At 33.5% G+C, this 22,047-nt stretch carries 22 protein-coding genes and 2 tRNA genes; 8 read left to right on the top strand and 16 right to left on the bottom strand.

Annotation, left to right across the window (positions count from 1 at the left end; all coding sequences use genetic code 11):
• The 4 genes from LQ189_RS12470 to rlmN form a co-directional block, all read right to left on the bottom strand.
• Nucleotides 1–726 (bottom strand): hypothetical protein, encoded by a 726-nt coding sequence (locus tag LQ189_RS12470; RefSeq protein WP_230157545.1) that lies wholly within the window; start codon nucleotides 724–726, stop codon nucleotides 1–3.
• Nucleotides 713–1,282 (bottom strand): RNA polymerase sigma factor, encoded by a 570-nt coding sequence (locus LQ189_RS12475; protein WP_230157547.1) that lies wholly within the window; start codon nucleotides 1,280–1,282, stop codon nucleotides 713–715. The genes LQ189_RS12470 and LQ189_RS12475 overlap by 14 nt, the downstream gene beginning before the upstream one ends.
• A gap of 211 nt (nucleotides 1,283–1,493) precedes the next feature.
• Entirely contained in the window at nucleotides 1,494–2,471 is a 978-nt protein-coding gene (locus tag LQ189_RS12480) for a polyprenyl synthetase family protein (protein WP_158729689.1), read from the bottom strand.
• Between the two features lie 63 nt (nucleotides 2,472–2,534).
• Nucleotides 2,535–3,593: a 23S rRNA (adenine(2503)-C(2))-methyltransferase RlmN gene (gene rlmN, locus LQ189_RS12485; RefSeq protein WP_230157549.1), complete on the bottom strand. Its 1,059-nt coding sequence runs from the start codon at nucleotides 3,591–3,593 to the stop codon at nucleotides 2,535–2,537.
• A gap of 80 nt (nucleotides 3,594–3,673) precedes the next feature.
• Between rlmN and LQ189_RS12490 the strand changes: the two genes are divergently transcribed.
• The gene (locus tag LQ189_RS12490; protein ID WP_230157557.1) at nucleotides 3,674–4,315 is read left to right on the top strand and encodes an O-methyltransferase; all 642 of its coding nucleotides are present in this window, start codon (nucleotides 3,674–3,676) and stop codon (nucleotides 4,313–4,315) included.
• 145 nt (nucleotides 4,316–4,460) lie between these two features.
• Here the strand turns inward: LQ189_RS12490 and LQ189_RS12495 are convergent, their stop codons facing one another.
• From LQ189_RS12495 to LQ189_RS12535, 9 genes are all read right to left on the bottom strand, one after another.
• Entirely contained in the window at nucleotides 4,461–5,033 is a 573-nt protein-coding gene (locus LQ189_RS12495) for a phosphatase PAP2 family protein (protein ID WP_230157569.1), read from the bottom strand.
• On the bottom strand, nucleotides 5,033–5,434 hold the full coding sequence (locus tag LQ189_RS12500) for a twin-arginine translocase TatA/TatE family subunit (RefSeq protein WP_158729564.1): 402 nt from the start codon (nucleotides 5,432–5,434) through the stop codon (nucleotides 5,033–5,035). The genes LQ189_RS12495 and LQ189_RS12500 overlap by 1 nt, the downstream gene beginning before the upstream one ends.
• A gap of 123 nt (nucleotides 5,435–5,557) precedes the next feature.
• Nucleotides 5,558–7,801, bottom strand: coding sequence for a M1 family metallopeptidase (locus LQ189_RS12505; protein WP_230157571.1), 2,244 nt, complete (start codon nucleotides 7,799–7,801; stop codon nucleotides 5,558–5,560).
• A gap of 63 nt (nucleotides 7,802–7,864) precedes the next feature.
• A complete protein-coding gene (locus tag LQ189_RS12510; RefSeq protein WP_230157573.1) occupies nucleotides 7,865–8,368 on the bottom strand; it encodes a DUF6702 family protein in 504 nt (167 codons plus the stop codon).
• Nucleotides 8,365–9,114 (bottom strand): hypothetical protein, encoded by a 750-nt coding sequence (locus LQ189_RS12515; RefSeq protein ID WP_230157575.1) that lies wholly within the window; start codon nucleotides 9,112–9,114, stop codon nucleotides 8,365–8,367. Before LQ189_RS12515 ends, LQ189_RS12510 begins: the two co-directional genes overlap by 4 nt.
• A gap of 26 nt (nucleotides 9,115–9,140) precedes the next feature.
• On the bottom strand, nucleotides 9,141–9,902 hold the full coding sequence (locus LQ189_RS12520; RefSeq protein WP_230157576.1) for a carboxypeptidase-like regulatory domain-containing protein: 762 nt from the start codon (nucleotides 9,900–9,902) through the stop codon (nucleotides 9,141–9,143).
• A complete protein-coding gene (locus LQ189_RS12525) occupies nucleotides 9,889–10,611 on the bottom strand; it encodes a hypothetical protein (protein WP_230157578.1) in 723 nt (240 codons plus the stop codon). The genes LQ189_RS12520 and LQ189_RS12525 overlap by 14 nt, the downstream gene beginning before the upstream one ends.
• Nucleotides 10,595–11,326 (bottom strand): carboxypeptidase-like regulatory domain-containing protein, encoded by a 732-nt coding sequence (locus LQ189_RS12530; RefSeq protein ID WP_230157580.1) that lies wholly within the window; start codon nucleotides 11,324–11,326, stop codon nucleotides 10,595–10,597. The genes LQ189_RS12525 and LQ189_RS12530 overlap by 17 nt, the downstream gene beginning before the upstream one ends.
• Complete coding sequence (locus LQ189_RS12535) at nucleotides 11,316–12,038, bottom strand: hypothetical protein (RefSeq protein WP_230157582.1); 723 nt, start codon at nucleotides 12,036–12,038, stop codon at nucleotides 11,316–11,318. The genes LQ189_RS12530 and LQ189_RS12535 overlap by 11 nt, the downstream gene beginning before the upstream one ends.
• A 180-nt stretch (nucleotides 12,039–12,218) precedes the next feature.
• On the opposite strand from LQ189_RS12535, the gene pepE reads away from it, so the two are divergent.
• Nucleotides 12,219–12,926, top strand: a complete 708-nt coding sequence (gene pepE / locus LQ189_RS12540; RefSeq protein WP_230157584.1) for a dipeptidase PepE — start codon at nucleotides 12,219–12,221, stop codon at nucleotides 12,924–12,926.
• Between the two features lie 163 nt (nucleotides 12,927–13,089).
• Here the strand turns inward: pepE and LQ189_RS12545 are convergent.
• From LQ189_RS12545 to LQ189_RS12555, 3 genes are all read right to left on the bottom strand, one after another.
• Nucleotides 13,090–13,162 (bottom strand) — tRNA-Gly (locus LQ189_RS12545).
• Nucleotides 13,163–13,205: 43 nt separating this feature from the next.
• A tRNA-Gly gene (locus LQ189_RS12550) sits at nucleotides 13,206–13,278 on the bottom strand.
• A 252-nt stretch (nucleotides 13,279–13,530) separates the two neighbouring features.
• The gene (locus LQ189_RS12555) at nucleotides 13,531–14,253 is read right to left on the bottom strand and encodes a murein L,D-transpeptidase catalytic domain family protein (protein WP_230157590.1); all 723 of its coding nucleotides are present in this window, start codon (nucleotides 14,251–14,253) and stop codon (nucleotides 13,531–13,533) included.
• A gap of 351 nt (nucleotides 14,254–14,604) precedes the next feature.
• Here LQ189_RS12555 and LQ189_RS12560 point away from each other — a divergent pair, with 351 nt between their 5' ends.
• The 6 genes from LQ189_RS12560 to LQ189_RS12585 all read left to right on the top strand — a co-directional run bounded on the left by LQ189_RS12560 (nucleotide 14,605) and on the right by LQ189_RS12585 (nucleotide 22,045).
• A complete protein-coding gene (locus tag LQ189_RS12560; protein ID WP_230157598.1) occupies nucleotides 14,605–17,025 on the top strand; it encodes a DUF5916 domain-containing protein in 2,421 nt (806 codons plus the stop codon).
• Nucleotides 17,026–17,164: 139 nt separating this feature from the next.
• Complete coding sequence (gpmI, locus tag LQ189_RS12565; protein ID WP_230157600.1) at nucleotides 17,165–18,682, top strand: 2,3-bisphosphoglycerate-independent phosphoglycerate mutase; 1,518 nt, start codon at nucleotides 17,165–17,167, stop codon at nucleotides 18,680–18,682.
• A gap of 8 nt (nucleotides 18,683–18,690) precedes the next feature.
• A complete protein-coding gene (locus tag LQ189_RS12570) occupies nucleotides 18,691–18,843 on the top strand; it encodes a hypothetical protein (protein ID WP_230157601.1) in 153 nt (50 codons plus the stop codon).
• A 172-nt stretch (nucleotides 18,844–19,015) separates the two neighbouring features.
• Entirely contained in the window at nucleotides 19,016–19,648 is a 633-nt protein-coding gene (locus LQ189_RS12575; RefSeq protein ID WP_230157603.1) for a leucine-rich repeat domain-containing protein, read from the top strand.
• 52 nt (nucleotides 19,649–19,700) lie between these two features.
• The gene (locus tag LQ189_RS12580) at nucleotides 19,701–20,372 is read left to right on the top strand and encodes a TetR/AcrR family transcriptional regulator (RefSeq protein ID WP_230157605.1); all 672 of its coding nucleotides are present in this window, start codon (nucleotides 19,701–19,703) and stop codon (nucleotides 20,370–20,372) included.
• 5 nt (nucleotides 20,373–20,377) lie between these two features.
• Nucleotides 20,378–22,045, top strand: coding sequence for a peptidase domain-containing ABC transporter (locus tag LQ189_RS12585; protein ID WP_230157613.1), 1,668 nt, complete (start codon nucleotides 20,378–20,380; stop codon nucleotides 22,043–22,045).
• The last annotated feature ends 2 nt before the right edge of the window (nucleotides 22,046–22,047 follow it).

Genomic DNA, 22,047 nt, shown 5'->3' on the forward strand with positions numbered 1-22,047 from the left:
TTATTCTTTTTCGTAATTTCTATTGGCCAAAACTGTTTTTATGGCGTTGTAATTTTTATTAAACTTACTTATGGCCGACTCTCTAAAGGTTTGATTCATCTCTGTTTCTACATCCGACAATAAATTCTGAGGATTAACCGTGGTGCTTTTTATCGGTTTTGGATTGACTTGCAAACAAGTTGATGACTCCAGTTGTGTATTACTCACTTCTGCTAACAATCCAGATGCTGAAACATACCTGTTTTTAATATCTTTTTTTAGATTATTATTTTCTAATGAAATGTTTAAACTATCCTTCTTAGAATTTTTAATTTGGGATACCGCTAATTGATTGTTCTCTAATTTCAATGATTTTTGCTGCGTTGAAGCTTGGTATTGAGGAGCAACAATGCCTTTTTGAACGTTAGGTTTTAAAGCATTTGACAGTGTATTTGTATTTTTTAACGTATCAATTGTTTTTACATTAACTTTATTCTTATTTGAATTTTGGAATACAACTCGATTTTCTTGATTTACATTCACACTTTCTTTTTGATCAAAAAATAGGGTTCCAATAAGTAGAAAACCAACAAAACTTGCCGCCACATACAACCATGGGAATTTAGTTTTTTGTTTTTCTGTCTCAGAAAGCATTGCATCTAATTTGTCCCAAGCCATCGCCGAAGGTTTAATTTCTCTAGCATTCAACTGCTCTTTTATTTGTATTTCAAATTTATTCGGTTCCATACTCATAATTTTTTATTGTACTAATTTGTACTTGCAGCATTTTTCTAGCATGCGATAATTGAGACTTTGATGTTCCTTCATTAATTCCCAACAGGGTTGCAATTTCATGATGCTTAAATCCTTCTATCGCAAATAAATTGAAAACCATTTTATAGCCATCTGGTAAATTATCTATCAAGGATTGAATGTCGTCTACTGATAATTGACTTTCAATAGCATTAAAACTTTCCTCATCGCGACCGATTACGAAATCATCTACGATGTATTTAATTTTTTTATTTACTCTGATAAAAGAAATACATTCATTAACCATAATTCGCCTTATCCAACCTTCAAAACTTCCTTTGTGTTCATAATTTTTAAGATTGGTAAAAACCTTCATAAAAGCGGTAATCATGACGTCTTCGGCCTGATGCATATCTTTTATGTATTGACGGCAAACACTTAGCATTTTAGGAGAAAACTGGGTATAAATTTGCTGTTGCGCTTGTCGATTATTATCGACAGCCAATCGAATTAATTCCTTTTCCTCGTGATGTAAGTTGATTACTTTCATAAATAGTTTCAATGACAAAAATCAATATCAATGTCAATACATTTTAGTGCTGTTGCAATTAAATCTTGATATTGAACCTCATCTCTATTTACATAGACGCTTTTCGATATAAAAAGGTTGCATGTCATCTGATTTATTTTTGATTTTGAACTTTGAAAATCAAAAAAACCAGTAAAATAAGGCGTTCAGAAGATAAAATATTTTAAAAAAATTATTTCTTTCTTTCAATAACGTAGTTGACCATTAAAATTAGGGCGCTTTTATAATCGGATTCAGGGAAATCTTGAAGTAATAAAAGTGCTTCATGTTGAAAAGCAACCATTTTTGCTTCAGCATAAACCAAACCATTGTTGTTTTTCACAAATGCAATAACCTCTTTAACGCGTTTTTTGTCTTTGTTATGGTTTTTTATCGAATTGATAAGCCAGCTTTTCTCCTTTGAGGTACAGGTATTTAAAACATGAATAAGTGGCAAAGTCATTTTTTGCTCTTTGATATCAATTCCGGTTGGTTTACCAATGGCTTCATCCGTATAATCAAATAAATCATCTTTGATTTGAAAAGCCATACCTATAAGTTCTCCAAACTTTCGCATCTTTTCAACTTGCTCTTCATTTTCAATGACAGAACAAGCACCTAAAGCACAACAGGCAGCTATAAGAGTAGCTGTTTTTTTTCGAATGATTTCATAATAAATATCTTCAGTGATATCCAGTCTGCGGGCTTTTTCAATTTGGAGTAATTCCCCTTCGCTCATTTCGCGTACAGCAACAGAAATGATTCTAAGTAAATCAAAATCACCGTTATCAATAGACAGCAACAAGCCTTTTGACAACAAATAATCACCTACTAAAACAGCAATTTTATTTTTCCATAATGCATTCAACGAGAAAAAACCTCTTCGGCGATTACTATCATCTACTACATCATCGTGAACCAGTGTAGCAGTATGAATAAGCTCTATCACACAAGCACCACGATACGTACGCTCATTTACAAGACCATTAGCAACCATTTTTGCAGTTAAAAAAACAAACATAGGACGCATTTGTTTCCCCTTGCGGTTTACTATATAATAGGTAATTCTATTGAGTAAAGCCACTTGCGAAGTCATAGATTCATAGAACTTTTTTTCAAAAAGTTCCATTTCTTTTAAGATTGGCTGTTTTATTTGAGAGGTGACATTCATGATTTCCAAAGATACGATATTAGCAAGAAATCAGGCAACAAAGCATCTTCTTTTGGATTATTATTAAGCAGTAATTTCTTGAGCTTCTTTGTTTGCCAATTGTCCGCAGGCAGCATCAATATCTTTACCTCTACTTCTGCGCACTTTTACCACAATTCCGGTTGCTTCAAGTGCTTTTATATAAGCATTTATAGATTCTTCAGATGCTTGTTGAAATTCCCCATCATCTATTGGGTTGTATTCGATAAGATTCACTTTACAAGGAACATATTTACAAAATTTGACTAGAGCATCCACCGCTTCTTTATTGTCGTTGATGCCTTTCCAAACTACATATTCATAGGAAATTTTGCTTTTGGTTTTTCGGTACCAATATTCTAATGATTCCCGTAATTCAGCCAAAGGAAAATTAGCACTAAAAGGCATAATTCGCGCACGAACTTCATCTATTGCCGAGTGTAATGACACAGCTAGTTTGAATTTCACATCGTCATCGGCTAGTTTTTTAATCATTTTAGGAACTCCCGAAGTGGAAACCATTATTCTTTTTGGAGACATCCCTAATCCTTCAGTGGAAGTAATCATTTCAATGGCCTTCAAAACATTGTTGTAATTCATCAACGGCTCTCCCATTCCCATGAAAACAATATTCGACAACGGATGATTGTAATACAAACGACTTTCTTTATCAATAGCAATTACCTGATCATAAATTTCCGCAGGTTCTAGGTTGCGCATTCTTTTTAATCGTGCCGTAGCGCAAAAATTACAATCTAAACTACACCCTACTTGACTGGAAACACAAGCGGTAGTTCGTGTATTTGTAGGTATCAAAACCGACTCTACTACTAAACCATCGTGTAAACGAACCGCATTTTTTACGGTTCCGTCTTCGCTGCGTTGCATGGTATCTACTTTGATGTGATTGATCACAAAATGAGTTTCCAGCATAATCCTGGTCTGCTTAGAAACATTGGTCATGTCCTCAAAACTGTGAGCACCTTTGCTCCACAACCATTCATATACCTGATTCCCTCTAAAGGCTTTGTCATTATTGGCAACAAAAAAATCACGCAATTGTTCTTTTGAAAGGGATCTTATATCTTTTTTTTCGATTTCCATGCTGCAAAGTTAATAAGTATTTTGAGGTTTTCGTTATTTGTGAATTTGGTTATTTGTAATTTTGTGAAAAATTTAAAATAATGCATTTCATTTCTCCAGAATTAGAAGATTACATTGAGCAACATTCCGAAAAAGAACCTGCATTGCTCGCAGCATTAAATAAAGAAACCTATCAAAAAATTTTGCTTCCGCGCATGTTGAGCGGCCATTTTCAAGGCAGGGTTTTAAGTATGCTGTCAAAATTGATTCGCCCTCTGAATATTCTGGAAATTGGAACCTATACTGGTTATTCAGCATTGTGCTTGTGCGAAGGCATGCAAGAAAACGGACAATTGCACACGATTGACATCAAAGAAGAATTAGTTGATTTTCAACGCAAGCATTTTGACAAATCTCCTTGGGGTGCGCAAATTGTTCAACATCTCGGCGAAGCGGTTGACATTATCCCAACGATTGACTTAAAGTTTGATTTGGTTTTTATTGATGCTGATAAAGAAAACTACTTGAACTATTTTGAATTGATCTTACCCAAAATGAATAAAGGAGGGATTATTCTATCTGATAATGTTTTATGGAGCGGAAAAGTTTTAGAACCCCTGAATCCTAAAGATTTAAGTACAAAAATATTACTAGAATACAACCATTTATTAGCAACAGATCCAAGAGTAGAGACCGTTTTACTGCCTATTCGTGATGGTTTAACGGTAAGCAGAGTTCTTTAGTTTAAAAATTCTACTGAAAACAAATACCCTAGCCCTGATAGAAGCGACATCTCCCGATCTTAAAAAAACAAGGCTCTTTTTGCCGTAGTTTTTTTAAGATCGGGAATATAGCGGATAGCAGGAAATAGCTCCTAAATAAAAAGAGTTATGAAAGCTGCTGAGGGAAATATTTTTTTTGTGCTTTTTTGTATAAAAGGTGCATTAGATACCCAAAAACAAAGCCGAAGAAATAGCCCGTGAGTATGTCTAACGGATAATGCAAACCTAGATAAATCCTACTGTACGCAAAAATTAAGGGCCATAGAAACAAGAATCCAAGATACTTGATTCTACTTTTGAATACAAAGTATAAAAAGCTAGCAACAGCCATAGAATTTGCGGCATGCCCAGAAAAAAAGCTATACGAACTCCTGGATTGAACCACCCTAATAAACGTATTAATATCTGGATTGTTACAAGGGCGTAAACGCTGAAAACCATTTTTAAAAGCGTTGGTAGTTTGATCTGTAAAGGTAATTAATAGTGCTACAAATAGGAGTAAATACAAGGTTTGTTTGCTTCCTAATTTTTTGTAAACCAAAAACAATAGCAATAAAAAAAAGGGAAGCCAGTTGATTTGTTTGGTCAAAAATAACCATGTCGCATCAAAGGTTTCATTGCCAAGGCTGTTGAGATAAACAAAAAGTTCTACATCAAGTGCACGTAGTTTTTCTAGCATTACATTTGTCTTTTTATAGGTCCTGTAATTTCATCCTCAAGTGAAGAAGTTGCCTCTTCAACAGGCTTTGTTTCTGCAAGTAAACTGTCTTTTACTTTTGTAATTTCATCCGTTACACCTGATGTAATAGAATCAAATGGAGAGGTATCGCCCAAGATAGATTCTTTTGCTTTATTAATTTCGCTATTGATCGATCCTGTTATGTTAGAAATTGATTTGGTATCAAAACCATTTGTTTCTGCTCCTTTTTGAATTTCACTTTTTATGTCATTTGTAGCATTTTTTAACTGTGCCATTGCTTTACCCATGGTTCTTGCAATTTCGGGTATTTTATCTGACCCAAAAAGCATGAGAACAATAAACATGATAAAAATTAATTCGCCTCCTCCTATACCAAACATAATTTTATATTTTTTATGGTTACAAAGATATTACTTTTTGAATGTTTGACTTTTAATTATTTCATAAAAATACCCCCAAAGAGCAGTTGCTTTTGGGGGTATTGTATTTTATTAAAAAAGTAATTAATCAAATTTTGATTTCACTTCTTCTTTTGGCCAAGTATTATTAGCTACATCAATATCAGCTGTTTCTAATTTTGGATCTACAACAATTTTTTTGATCGCTTTATCTGTTGCGTATACTTTCTTAGCAGTGTCATTGTTTTTTCTCCAAATCTGAGCTGGGTATTTAAACGTTTCTTTTGAGTCATCCTCATACGTTAACTCCACAATGATTGGCATTAACATTCCTCCTGGCTTATTGAACTCTACTTCGTAAAAATATTTTGGTGATTTTAATGCTGATTTTTCCTCGGCATTAAAGTTTTTTTCTACGTACTCAGATAATAAACTTACCTCGTTAATAGCCAGTGCTTTTTTGTCTTTGGCAGCTAATTCCTCACTTGTAGCAGGAACTAAGTATACGAATGGCCCTTTTTCTTGACCAAAACGCCCTCTACGAACTACTGCATCCTTTAACTCCTTTGTTGCAGTTTCAGATACATAAAATTGTTTTACCTCTTTTACACCGATGTCTACAAAATCAGTGGAGTAAAACCAACCTCTGAAAAACCAGTCTAAATCAACTGCCGAAGCATCTTCCATGGTTCTAAAAAAGTCCTCAGGAGTAGGGTGCTTGAATTTCCATCTGTTAGCGTAAACCTTGAACGCATGGTCAAACAATTCTCTACCCATAATGGTCTCTCTAAGGATGTTTAATCCTGTAGCAGGTTTTCCGTAGGCATTAGCTCCAAATTGAACTATGGTTTCAGAATTTGACATGATTGGCTCTAAGAATTTTTGATCACCACTCATGTAAGGAACTATTTTACTTGCTGGTCCGCGGCTTGAAGGGAAATTAACATTCATTTCTTGCTCAGCCATGTATTGCATAAACGTATTCAATCCTTCATCCATCCAAGACCATTGACGCTCATCAGAGTTTACAATCATTGGGAAAAAGTTATGTCCTACTTCATGAATTACAACACCTATCATTCCGTTTTTAATACGATCACTTGTAACTCCTTTTTCATCAGGACGCCCGTAATTCCAGCAAATCATTGGGTATTCCATCCCTTGATCTTCTGCTGAAACCGAAACTGCTTTTGGATACGGATAATCAAAAGTATGTGCTGAATAACTCTTTAAAGTATGTGCTACTGTTCTAGTTGAAGTTTCTCCCCACAATGGATTGGCTTCTTTTGGGTAAACCGAAACAGCCATTACCGTTTTCTCATTTAGTTTCACCGCCATTGCATCATAAATGAATTTTCTAGAAGTTGCAATACCAAAATCTCTAACATTTTTAGCACTGAATTTCCATGTTTTCTTTTTATCTGAGAAACCTTTTTCAGCCGCTTCAGCTTCTGCCTGCGTTACAATAACCACTGGCTTATCATATGATTTTGTTGCCAATTCGTATCTTTTCACTTGCTCTGCAGTAAAAACTTCGCTTCTATTGGTTAACTCTCCTGTTGCTTCCATTACGTGATCAGCAGGAACTGTGATATTTACATCAAAATTACCAAACGGCAATGTAAACTCTCCTGTACCCCAAAACTGCATGTTTTGCCATCCTTCAACATCATTGTACACCGCCATTCTTGGATAAAACTGAGCAATTACATACAATTTGTTGCCTTCTTTTTCAAACAATTCATATCCAGAACGACCGCCTTCTAGTCTATAATTATTAATGTTGTACCACCAGTTAATAGAAAAAGAAATTTTTTCTCCCGGTTTTAATGGTGATGCCAAATTAATACGCATCATGGTTTGATTAATCGTGTAAGATAAAGGATTTCCTTTAGCATCCTTAACTTGTTCAATATTAAAACCGCGTTCTGCTGGCTCTTTTAAAAATTTAGTAGCAAAACTTCCCGCTGGAAAAACTTGCTCCATTCTTTGGCTATCTGCTAATGGTGTTTGCGAATTTTTAGCTGCTTGATTTTGATCTAATTGAACCCATAAATACTCTAACGTATCTGGTGAGTTATTGGAATAAGTCACGGTTTCTGAACCTGTCAATCGTGATTTTTTATCGTCTAATTCAATGTTAATTTTATAATCCGCTTGTTGCTGGTAGTAAGCAGGTCCCGGGGCTCCAGATGCAGTACGAAACATGTTTGGCGTTGCCAAAACATCGTACATCTGGCTAAATTTGTTGTTGTCATATCTCCCTGTTTGCTTAGGAGTTACAGGTGCCGTTTTCTCTTGAGCAAATAGCATTGCAGGAAGCAGCAAGAATAAGGATAATTTTTTCATAGTTGGAAATCTGGTTATTTCAATGCGTGAAAATAATATTTTTTTTGTTTAAAAAGGTACAAATTAATACTTTAACACACCTTTTGATGTTGATGTCGTAAATAAAAGTGTGTTTTTGACCCCCAAAACGTTAAAATGCATAATGTTTTGTTGCTCAGCATTATTTTGTGTCAATACTGCATTATATATATCTAGTGCTTTAATTTTTTTGATTTCTTTGATACTCAAATAACAAATAAGCACATCCCCTTCCATCTCTTTGCTCACAAAATTTATAACTTTAGTTTGTCCATCTACTTTAATAATACACTTTTCATTAAGATATTTTTTTAAAAGCAAGACATCTTCAGCTGTCTCCATTTCTGAACCTAAATTTATTTTTCTATTGTGCTTTTTTTCCAAGGCATTATTCAAATCGTCTACAAAAATACGAGCCGTGATTTGAATCATTTTTTTCTCAGAAACATAATTTACTTGAAACAAGGCAACATAAAATTTGTGTGCCGCAAAAGATGACATAGAGAGAATGAGTAATACAAAAAGAACCCTAGTAATTATTTTTTTCATTTTTCAAAAGTAGTGAATCTTTTAAATTCTTTGTTCTTGTTAACCAAAAAATCCATTAGTAAAAAGGTATCTGTATCCTTTAAATACTTACTTGAAGCAGTATCGTTTTTACAATAATCCAAAAATAAATTGACTTCATCTGGTGCTAATTTTAAAGTATTCGTAAAAAAATAACCATCAATTCTAGACAAAACTAGTTCAGGAAACACATCTGTATTGTTGCTCTCAGCCACCTCTCCGTTTTTCTTTGAGAATGCTTTTTTAAGCATTTTAAAAACGCGTACAAAATCTAATCCGTTTTCAATGGATCTATCCGATGGCATAGCGCTATTCTTGACAGCTGATTTTTCATCACTTATAAATTTCATATCAACTATTTTTTGGGTGTTAGGCAAAGAAGGCTTTGGGTCTAACTTTCCTTTGACCACAACTTCTTTTAAGGCCGTCAACTGAGATTCCATATCAAATAAAGCGAGCGGTTTTAAAAAATCATTTTCAGAAACAATGATTTTTCTCGACTTAAAATTTAAGCTGGAAATGAGCAACGTATCTTTGGCTTGAGCCAAAATATCAAAGAAACCCTGCTTGCTGATAAACGTTTTAGTCTTGGCATTCAAATTAAAAACATATCCATTATCTACTAGGGTAAAATCATTGATCAATCGAGCATGCAATGGCTTTCTATCATTATTTTGAGCCCACAAAACGTTACCAAAAAGAACACAAATAAGTAAGAGCTGCTTCATATTATTGATTTTTCAAAATTGCTATTTCAGTTGCCTTTTAATTTATCTTTATATTCTTGTGCCAAGGGTATCATGCTAAAAATAATTTGATCTTTGTCCCGAGTAAGTAGTGTTTTTGTAAAGCTATCATTTTCAACCAAATAATATTTAAACCCACTGATATATTCCTGTTTAATCCCTAATTGATTTATAAAAAAGGCATCTTGAAACTCCTCGGAAATCCATTTGATATTCAGTTCTTTTTTTTCAAGAACAATCAATTTTTTTAAGCGTTTGGTTCTGCCGTTTATTTTATTGATCAAGGGATCTAATTCCATTGAACCACCTAATAAACCTAACAGCATGATGGGTTTCCAATCGCCCGCTGTTTGTAACTTTCGTTCTGCAGGAGTGAACTTTTTAGTATTTTTTGACGCTATTCCTAAACTGTAAGCATCAATCTTTTTACCATTGACAACAACTTCTTTCAACACCGTATTCTTTAGTTGCATCTCTATTATAGCATCTGCTTTTTCTAAATCAGCATCTAAAATTATTATTTGTTTCTTTTGCAAGTGAACGGCTTCAAAAACTAGAGTATCTTTAACATGAACCGCCATAGAAAAAAAGCCATCTGGATTAGTCCTAACTTGCAAACCTGTTTTTTTATTGGTAATGATTACACCTGCTACAATCTGATTGCTTACAATTACTTTTCCACTATAAACCTTCTCAACAGTAGATTGACCAAATGCAATTTGGAATAAAAAAAGAACACAAAAGACTATTTTAAATTTATTGTGACGCATTCATTTCATTATAAATTTCGGCGAGCTTTACAATTCTGAACATTAATTTCCACTTGTTTTTGCTTTTTAGAGACGCACTAAATTCTGCATCTTCTATACAATAATACTGAAACCCTTTGATGTAATCTTTATTGATTTTTAAGGTTTCAATATAATAGTTGTCTTGAAAAATCCCATTAAGTCTATTTAATGATGCTATATTCCGTTCAACTTTAAGAGCATTTTCAAGTGCAGGATTTTTACCTGTTATCATTATTTTTATTGCTTGCAGTGGTCCATTAGGCTGGGAATATCTACCGCGTTGCGCTGGCGTTACTACTTTTTGATTTTTAGGGATTATACCTAGTGCTCTAGCATTAATTCCTGGATGAGCATTAACATAAACCACTTGCAATTCAATTGCTTTTGTAAACATTTCAATATCTAAATGTTTTTGATTCATATCCTCTTCGTCAATGCTGTACCTATGGATTTCTAAATTCACCGAGGTAAAAACCAAAAGATCATCTGGTTTTACCAAGATTTTAAAAAAACCCAAACTATCACTAACCACTTCTTTTTCAGTTACAATATTCAATACATGAACACCGACTACAGGCTTTGCATTTGCAATAATTTTACCTGTTATATATTCCTCCTTAACAACCTGTCCTTGTGTATAAATACTCCATACTAGGACAAGTAGCGTTATACTATTGTTTAGTCTCAAGTGCAATGATTTCGTTATAATTTTGAGCTAGTTTCGAAATTAAAAACATAGCCTTCCATTTGTTTTTGGTTTTTAAAGCGTCGGCAAATTCAATATCATCAACACAGTAGTACTGGAATCCTAAGATATATTCTTGCGGAATTTTTAAATTTTCTACATAATATTTTTCCTCGAATAAAGAGCCTAACTTTGCTAACAACTGTTCTTTTTTCTCTACAATTATTTCCTTTTTAAGCATCGCTTTTCGTCCTGATAAAGTGTTGAGCAAACCGTCAATACCTCCTCCAGATGTTGCGGTATACAACTTTCGTTCAGCGGGAGTGTATTTTTTTTGACCGTAAGGAATGATTCGCAAACTTTCGGCAGTAATGTTGTTTTCGTTAATAATAACTTCCTTTAAAATAATACTTTTGGAATTCATTTTTACCAATAAAACCGTTTGATCAAGATCTTGTTTCTCAATTTTTTTTCGGAATCCTTCTAGATTTACAGCGGTAAAAACAAGTATATCACCTTCTTTTACAGGAATTGTAAAGAAACCATTTGCATCAGATGTTGTTGCCTTCTCGGTAGTAAGGTTAACAATATTAATGCGATCTACAGCAACAGAATCTGCTACAATTTTACCCCGAATCTCTTTTACGGGCGCATCTTGACTGTACATTGATTGCACCATCATAAACAGCACAAACAATAATGTATTTTTAATTTTCACTGGCAATTATTTCTTTATATTGTAAGGCTAAATCTCCCATCAAAAAGGTAGTCAATGCCACATTTTTTGAGGTTAAAGCCGCAACAAAACTATCGTTTTCTATACAATAATATTCAAATCCTTTTACGTACAAAGCTGGTATTTGAAACTTAGTCATAAAATATTCATTGGTAAACCAATTTTCTATTTGAATTATATAAAATTCCTTCTTCTCTGCATTCAACTGCTTTTTTAACTTTTTTGTTCTACCAGAAATCCAGTTGAGCAATGGATCTACTGATACTGAGCCACCAGCCATTGAACCTGCATTTAAAGAGGCATTCAAGTCAGTTGCAGTATATAATTTTCTTTCAGCTGGAGTGTACGTCTTTTGTCCTTTTGGGATTATTCCAAGTGCTCTAGCATTGATTCCGTTTTGAACTACAACTTCCTTTAATTGATACGAGCGTAAGTTTGCTTGTACCGAAATAAATCCTTGAAGAAATTGCTGTGCCGATATTGGAAAATAAATATCTTTTATTTGAAATCCAGTAAATACCAAAGTATCTCCAACCGCTGCAAGTATCGAAAAATTTCCTTGAGCATTCGTACGAGTGGTTTCTTTAGTCTTTTTGTTCACAACATCAACACCCTCTAAAACCTCATCTTGCACCACTACCGAACCCTTTAGAACAATTCTAGGCAACTCTTGCGACTCCATTTGTGTAGTCATCAAAATTATAAGCAAGCACAGCACTTTAAACATTCGTAAAAAAAGGAGTATTGATTCGTTGTAAAAGTATCGTAATGCTTTGCAAATTAATTACTAATAGGATGGTAAAAAAATGTTAATTAAAAATCGCAGTTAAAAAAGACGGTTTTAATATCTTTATAAAAAAATAATACCTGAACAATGAAAAATATGATTATTGCAAGTACCTCAACACTTGCTCATCAAAGTTACTTAGAATATCTATTACCCACCCTAACCAAACATTTTAAGGATTGTAATAACATCCTTTTTATTTCATATGCTAGACCTGGCGGTATTACCCACGAGGAATACACAGCAATTGTTAGATTGGCTTTCGCCAAAATTAATATTACTGTAAATGGAATTGAGGAATTTGAAAATCCCGTACAAGCCATACAAGAAGCATCTGGAATTTTTACCGGTGGCGGAAACACCTTTGTTTTGGTAACTCAATTATACAAAAACAACATCATGCAACCACTTGCTGATGCTATTAAGAAAGGAACCCCGTATTTAGGCACAAGTGCTGGCAGTAATATATGCGGACTTAGCATGCAAACCACAAATGACATGCCTATTGTTTATCCGCCTAGTTTTAAAACTTTAGGAATGATTCCGTTTAATTTAAATCCGCATTACCTTGATCCAGATACAACATCTACTCACATGGGTGAAACACGCGAGACTAGAATTAAGGAATTCCACGCATACAATTCGGTTCCCGTATTAGGATTGCGAGAAGGCAGCTGGCTAGAAGTAAAAGGAGATAAAATAACTTTGAAAGGCAATTTAACCGCAAGATTATTTGGTCAAAATCAAACTCCCACAGAACTTGAAACAGAAACTGACTTGAGTTATATTAAATAATTTAAAGAAACTTTTGAAATAAAAAAAGCCGAAACATAAAGTTTCGGCTTCAAAAAGTTAAAGACAAGGCTTCCCGTATCTCTTCGTTCATGGGATATCCGGAAGCTTCGGGACTAGAACAACCTTAAAACAAAAAACCCCAAACAAAAGTTTGAGGTTTTAGAGCGAAAGACGAGGCTCGAACTCGCGACAACCAGCTTGGAAGGCTGGAGCTCTACCAACTGAGCTACTTTCGCATTATAACAGTAAAAAAATTTCTAAGTAAAACTTGAAACTTAGAGCGAAAGACGAGGCTCGAACTCGCGACAACCAGCTTGGAAGGCTGGAGCTCTACCAACTGAGCTACTTTCGCATTAACAACGGTGCAAATATACTTAATAAGTTTCCTTTAATGCAAGTTTTTTTTAGAAAAAGTCAAAGCTATCAACCGTTCAACCTTTACACAAACGAGAAATTACAACCCTAAATAATTTAATATGAATTTATTATAACGCTTGAAAGCTTTAAAAAAAATTATAAAAAATATTTTAAAAACACCTGTTTTAAGCACCTATAAGATAAAAAACACTACTCAATAAGTGTTCCTACTTGTTTTTATGAAGCATTACGAAATGCTTTTACTTCCAAAAACTGTTGTTCTTGAAGGATGATAAATAAAAAAACAAGATTTATTTTGAATCGTATTGATGATCTCTTTAGATAATTCTGCAGGAACTGCCGGACATCCTTGGCTACGGCCTAAGCGTTGATTATTTTTTATAAAAGAATCTGATACGTAATCAGCGGCATGCATAACAACGCCACGTGCTCTAGCATTATCATTTACTCCTTTTTCTAATCCATCCAGACGCAGTGACATACCGTGTTTTCCTGTATAAATTTCGCCAGTGGCATAGAAACCCAAACTACTTTTATACGATTCTGAAGCATTAGAAAATTGAGAAGCATACTCTTCACCGGTGTTGCGACCATGCGCTACAAGGGAGTGAAATAAAATTTCACCGGTCTCAATGTTAATCACCCAAAGTCTTTTAGCATTTGAGGACATACTAAAATCAATGATGGTGAGTATTTCTTTTTTAATAATTCCTTTTTCTTTTAAAGAATAATATCCTTTGAGAGCCTCAGTAAAGCTTTCTAGTTTAGGTAATGAAAAACGATCCGAGTGCAAACTTCGGTATACTTGTTCCATTTTTGATTCTTCGGTAGGTACAGTATTACTTGCGTATACACTGTGATTGCTTGTGGACTTATCAACCAAACGTGGTTTTTGAGTTGATAAAGAAACTAAAAGCAATAAAATAGTAGGCAGTATTGTATAAATCATGCGTGTCTATAGGTTACAATTTGTTTTGGGATTGCAAAATTACACATAATAACATGTCGTTTAACGGATTTAACATATTTTTATTTAAAAAATACTTGATAATGAATGTTTTAAACCACTATTCCCTACACTTCTTCCTTTCATTTTAGATGGGAAGCAGTACCGTTATACCTGATTTCTTTTCGCAATTTTAATCCATAATGATAATGATTACTTTTTTTTGGTTATTTAATTAAGAAAAGTGTAACAAAACGAGATAAAGCAAGTCTATTATGACAAACTATGAATTTGTTGAGGTCTTGAGCTTTACATCTAAACCGGTTTTAATCATCAATCAGCTTCAATCATTACATGAAAAATCTATTTTTATTTTGTTTTATTTCACTTTCTTTCATTGGCTACAGCCAAAAGAAAACATTACAAACCAAATTCATTTCTGAAAAAATAGAAATTGACGGTAAACTAAATGAAGCTATTTGGAACTCAGCAGCTGTAGCGGGTGATTTTATCACATTTGAACCTGATAATGGAAAGCCAATTCCTGAATCTAAGAAAACAGAAGTTAAAGTATTGTATGACAATGATGCAATATATATAGGTGCGCTGATGAATGATGAAAATCCTGATAAAATTTTAAGAGAGATCACACAGCGAGATGATTTTGGGACTTCGGATATTTTTGGGGTTTTTATAAATGGATTTAATGATGGTCAACAAGATTTTCAATTTTTTGTAAATGCTGCTGATGGTCAAGCCGATTGTATTACAACTGATTCAAATGGAGAAGATTATTCTTGGGACGCAGTTTGGGAAAGCAAGGCCGTTATTACTGATAAAGGCTGGATTGTAGAAATGCGAATTCCGTATGCCGCACTTCGCTTTTCTGCAGAAAACAAACAAACTTGGGGACTGAACTTTTTTAGAGAAGTAAGAAGAGATCGTTATAAATATTCTTGGAATTTTATTGATTCAAAACTAGGGACTTTTACACAACAAAACGGCATTCTGGAAGGTATTGAAAACATCAAACCACCCGTTAGACTTTTCTTATTGCCTTACTCCTCTTTTTATGTAAATGCCAATGCTAAACAAAAAACATATGGCACACTTAAAGGCGGACTGGATTTAAAATACGGTATTAACGATGCTTTTACGCTAGATATGATTTTGATTCCTGATTTTGGACAAACAAAATTTGACGATCAAATCTTGAATTTGGGCCCGTTTGAACAGCAATTCAATGAAAACAGACCTTTTTTTACAGAAGGAACGGATTTGTTTAGCAAAGGGAATTTACTGTATTCGAGACGTATTGGCGGAAGCCCAAGCACTAGACCTAATTTAGAAACTAATGAGGTAATTGATGCAAGTCCTGCCTCTGTAAACCTAATTAATGCCTTTAAAGTTTCGGGCAGAACTAAGGGCGGACTAGGTGTGGGAATATTGAATGCTGTTACCGAAAAAACAACCGCATCGATTCGTAATACCGTAACTGGCGCTACACGAGAACAAGTAGTAGAACCGTTAGCAAATTATAATGTACTGGTGCTAGACCAGCGCTTTCGCAAAAATTCCTCAGTGGCATTCATCAATACAAATGTAACTAGAAATGGGCGTTTTAGAGATGGAAACGTTACTGCACTAGCATGGGATTTAAACACTAAGAAAAACACTTATAATTTAGCCGGAGATTTTAAATACAGTTTTATCAATGCAGCCGAGGATAAAAAAGGGATCTATTCCCAACTTAATTTTTCAGAAACAAGTGGTAAATACCGCTATGGCATGGGGGCTGAAATCATGACCAAAGATTTTGATAATAATGATTTAGGAATCAACTTTCAAACCAATTATTACAGTGTATATGGAAATGCGAGTTATAGAATTTTAAACCCTACTAAATATTTTAACTCCTTTAACACAAGGCTAAATGTGTACACACAATTTCAAAAAGAAACTGGAAAAATACAATCTAACAATGTTAATTTTCAAATAAACTCTGATACTAGAAAAAATCATTACATTGGTTTTGGGTTAAATAGCAACCCACTAGAATCATACGATTATTATGAACCAAGAGCTGAAAATAGATTTGTAATTATACCACAACGAATAGGAGGATTTCTGTACATATCTACTAATTATAATAACAATTTTGCTATTGATTTCAACCCTTCGTATGCTATATTTAATGAAGCTGGAAGAGAAACGTATGGCTTTTCTTTTGGTCCGAGATACCGTTTTAATGACAAATTTACACTAGCTCATAATTTCAATTTTTTTAGACAGAATAACAATAAAGGATATATAGACACTTTTTCAAACCCGGATCCAAACATAAACGTACCTCCAACTATAGTCTTTGCAAATAGAAATGTAATTACCTACTCTAACACTTTATCAGGAAAGTATGCTTTGAACAGTCAGATGACTTTTAATATTGCTTTGCGTCATTACTGGTCTTATGCCGAGAATAAAAATATTTTATCCCTAGAACAAAACGGCAGATTACAGGATTTTACAGGATACAACACCAATAAAAATTCTAGTTTTTACTCGTGGAATGCTGATGTATCCTACACTTGGTGGTTTGCACCCGGAAGCCAAATTTCTATTTTATACCGAAATAATGCAGGCGCATTTGAAAGAACCATCAATAAGAATTTTGAAAACAATGTAACCCAATTGTTAAATAACGAAGCTTTAAGTCACGTTTTTTCTATTAGTGTGCGCTATTTTATTGATTACAACTCAGTAAAAAAATATTTTTAAATGCAGTTAAATTGAAAAACAAGGCATTTATATCCTTAAATAATCAATATTTACGGGGATTTTTCAAGATTTTGCAATAGTGAAACACAGGTGCTTTATCCTTTTTAGAAAAACTTTATCTTTGTTTAAAACTAAAACGATGAACAAAAAAGTAATTCTTATGATACTAGACGGATGGGGTAAATCACCTGATCCAAAAGTATCTGCAATAGATAATGCAAATGTCCCTTTTATAAACAGTTTATATCACAAATACCCAAGTGCACAATTACGCACAGATGGCTTAAATGTGGGGCTTCCAGAAGGACAAATGGGCAATAGTGAAGTAGGTCACATGAATCTGGGTGCCGGACGAATTGTGTACCAAGATTTAGCCAAAATTAACTTGGCCGTTGCACACGGCACTTTAGCACAAGAACAGGTACTAGTAGATGCCTTTACTTATGCCAAAACCAACAATAAAAAAGTACATTTTCTTGGACTAGTATCAGATGGTGGTGTACACTCACATACTTCGCATTTACGAGGATTGATTGATGCATCACAAGAATATGGTTTAGAGAAAGTATATATTCATGCCTTTACTGATGGTCGTGATGTAGATCCTAAATCAGGAAAAAATTACATTCAAGATTTGCAAGAATACATTAGCAACACTTCTGTTAAAATAGCATCGGTTATTGGTAGGTATTATGCTATGGATAGAGATAGACGCTGGGAAAGAGTCAAACTTGCGTATGATTTACTGGTAAACGGAAAAGGAACTGCTGCCACTAATGCTGTACAGGCTATACAAGAAAGTTATGAGGCAAATATTACTGATGAATTCATTAACCCAACCGTAATCACGACCAACAACAATGAACCAATTGCTGTAATTGAAGATGACGACGTAGTTATTTTCTTTAACTTTAGAACAGACCGAGGCAGAGAATTAACAGAGGTACTATCACAAATGGATTGTCATGAACAAAACATGCACAAGCTTAATTTGTATTATGTAACCCTAACCAATTATGATGAAACGTATCAAAACGTAAAAGTAGTTTACAATAAAGACAACATCACTGAAACACTGGGTGAAGTTCTCGAAAAAGCTGGCAAAAAACAAATCCGAATTGCTGAAACAGAGAAATATCCACATGTTACTTTTTTCTTTTCAGGTGGTAGAGAGCTGCCTTTTATTGGTGAAAGCCGAATCTTAAAAAACTCTCCGAAAGTAGCTACCTATGATTTACAACCTGAAATGAGCGCGTATGAACTCACGGAGGCACTTATTCCAGAACTTGAAAAAGAGGAAGTTGATTTTGTGTGCTTAAACTATGCCAATGGAGATATGGTAGGACATACAGGTATCATGAGCGCAGCAATAAAAGCTTGTGAAGCCGTAGATCAATGCGCTGAAAAAGTTATCACCACAGCACTCGCTCACAATTACACCACGCTTGTAATTGCTGACCATGGCAATTGCGAAACAATGATTAACCCTGATGGAAGTCCAAATACAGCACACACCACAAATCCAGTCCCACTAATTTTAGTAGATAAGGACTTAACAATGATTAAAAATGGTGTGTTGGGAGACATAGCCCCAACAATACTTGAATTGATGGGTATTGAAAAACCTGCGGTAATGACTTGTAATTCTCTATTATGAAAAAGTATATGACTGCGCTATTAGCTATAACTTTATATAGTTGCAGCTCATTAGGATCAGGCAAGAATGGTACACCCGGACAAGATGGCTCAAATGCAATAGGAACCGAGAAAGGTAAAAATGGCACTCCTGGTAAAAACGGTAAGTCCCACTATAACTAACAATAATTAATAAGAAAGAGGCATTCAAAAGTATTTTGAATAGCCTCTTTTTTTTGTTAACAGCACTCTCTTATTTAAAGAGTAATCACGTCTTAAATTAAAGTTAAATAATCAAAAATAAAAGTATTACTATTAATTATGATGTACTTTTGTATAAATAAAAATCAAAATCATGAAAACATACTTTCTTTCTGCCCTCGTTCTTTTGTGCACAACTAGTCTATGGAGTCAAATTAAGAATGATAAAAATAGAGAGTTTAATGATCTTAATGACGCTTTAAAAACTCCAGAACTAATCTATCGATTGAATTTGAGTAATCAAAATCTTAAACTTGATGGTGTAGACTGGTCTAAATTTATTAATCTTGAATATTTAAGTTTAAAAAATGACCATTTGAAAGAAATTCCAAGTGGTATTACCAAAATAAAAACATTAAAATCAATTGATTTAAGTGGTAACGACTTTGATGTTCTTCCTAGTGATTTTGCTAATCTAGAATTCCTTGAAGAAATAAAACTAAATGATGAAACAAAGATGAATCTACCTAAAACACTTGATGTTTTGGCAAAATTACCCATGTTGAAATCATTGTACCTAGAAAACGATCAGCTTAAAACCATCCCAAGTGAGGTTTTAAAAATGAAAAGTCTAGAAAATTTATTTTTAGGAAACAATCAAATAGATAAAGTTCCCGTTTTAAAAAAATTAGATCATCTTAAATATTTAGACTTAAAAGACAACAAAATAAAAACTGATTTACAAGATATGAAAAATTTGAATTTTGGTATAAAAGTTAACTTTTAAAACCAACATAAATTGAAACTGATCATATTAAAATTGAGATTAAACAACCATTATGGACGCTATTTTATCAAATATTAGTATTGCAATCAACGAAAAATTGTTTGTGAAAAATCCCGAAACTTCCACTTTAGGTAAGAAAATAATAGAAAACAGTATTTTGCTTATTGATGAAATAGGTTTTGAAAATTTCACCTTCAAAAAGCTGGGAGAACGAATAGGATCTAATGAAAGTTCTATATACCGCTATTTTGAAAGCAAACACAAACTACTCCTTTACCTTTCTTCATGGTACTGGGGATGGATTGAGTACAAACTTGTATTTGCTACAAATAATATTCTTGTTCCTCTTGACCGATTAAAAAGAGCCATCACTATTGTTACTGAAAAAATAGAGGATGATTACGCCACAACGCATATCAACGAAAGTGTTTTGAACAAAATTATTGTTGCAGAGTTTACAAAAACACTACTCACTAAAGAAGTTGATGAGGAAAACAAAGAAGGTTTCTTTTTAGTTTACAAGAGAGTAATAAATAGATTGATAGAAATGATTAAGGATATAAATGAGGATTATCCTTTTGCTAAAAGCTTAGCCTCCTCTATTGTTGAAGGAGCCTTGCACCAACATTTTTTAAAAGACCATTTAAAAACCATAACAAATTGTAATGAAACCACTTCACCAACAGATTTTTACATAGATCTAGTAGAAAAAATTGCAAAATAAAAACTATGAAAAAAACACCATTAAAACGATTTTATAATTTACTTGCCTTAGATAGAAAGGATGTTTACCAAATTTTCTTCTATGCCATTTTTGCTGGATTAATAAGCTTATCTCTTCCGCTGGGTATTCAAGCTATTACAAATTTTATTCAATCTGGACGAGTAAGCGCCTCCTGGATTGTGTTAATTGTATTAGTTGTTTTTGGAGTAGCTTTAGTAGGGCTTTTATCTTTAATGCAACTCCGAATCACAGAAAACTTACAACAAAAAATATTTGTACGTTCCTCATTTGATTTTGGCGCTCGTTTACCCAAAATAAAAATAGAAGAACTATACAACACCTATCCCCCAGAACTTGCCAATCGTTTTTTTGATACTTTAGCCATTCAAAAAGGCACCTCTAAATTGCTTATTGACTTTTCGGCTGCCTTACTTCAAATTGTATTTGGTATTATATTATTGTCATTATACCACCCCTATTTCATTGTTTTTGGAGCACTTTTATTTTTATTACTGTATTTTATATTCAAATTTTCGTACAAATCTGGACTTGAAACGAGTTTAAAAGAATCGAAATTCAAATATAAAGTGGCAAGTTGGATTCAAGAAATGGCCAGAAACAGCTACAGTTTTAAAAACGATTTAAATTACAATTTTGGATTGCAAAAAAATGACAATTTAGTTAGTGATTACTTGTCATATCGTGAAAAACATTTTAAAATTATACAAAGACAATTTACCCAGTTAATTATTTTTAAAATAATAATTACGGCCAGTTTACTTTCTATAGGTGGTTTTTTAGTGCTATCACAACAAATGAACATCGGTCAATTTGTGGCTGCAGAAATCATCATCTTACTAGTCATCAACTCTGTAGAAAAAATAATTTTAGGACTTGAAACTTTTTATGATGTTCTTACTTCTATTGAAAAAATAGGACAAGTAACTGATCTTGAACTTGAAGAAGAATTACCATTTACTAGTGATACATGTTACAATAAAATATCTCTTGAAATGGAGAAAGTATATTTTAAATTCCCAGATTCGCCTACAGAAATCTTAAGCAACCTCTCCTTAAATATTGAACAAGGAGAACGCATTGCTATAGAAGGTGAAAACGGATCAGGAAAATCTACCATCATTAGAATCCTATCGGGTTTATTACAACCCACATCGGGAGCTTTGTTTATCAATGACGATACGTTTAAAAAGATAAACTTAAAACAATATCGTTCTCAAATAGGAACTATTATCACGGGAGAAACTCCGTTTGAAGGGACATTACAAGAAAACATCACTTTTAATGATAAATTTATCAGTGCCGATGATTTAAGATGGGCTATTGATGGTGTACAACTTACTTCATTTATAAAATCCTTACCAAATGGACTAGATACTGCTATTTTCCCCGAAGGAAAACAACTTTCATCCTCTAATGCTCAAAAGGTATTATTAGCTCGTAGCATCGTACATAAACCTAAAATTCTATTTTATGAAGACCCTACAGATAAAATGGATGCTGCAGTTGCAAAGGAAATTATAGATTTTATAACGTCAGAAAAACACAAATGGACCATTGTAGTATCATCAAAAAATCCATACTGGAAAACGAAATGCTCTAGAGTAATTATCATGAATAACGGTATAATAGAACAAGATTTAATAAATAATTAGGC

Source organism: Flavobacterium sp. CECT 9288, from assembly GCF_918731615.1.
Classification (GTDB): Bacteria; Bacteroidota; Bacteroidia; order Flavobacteriales; family Flavobacteriaceae; genus Flavobacterium.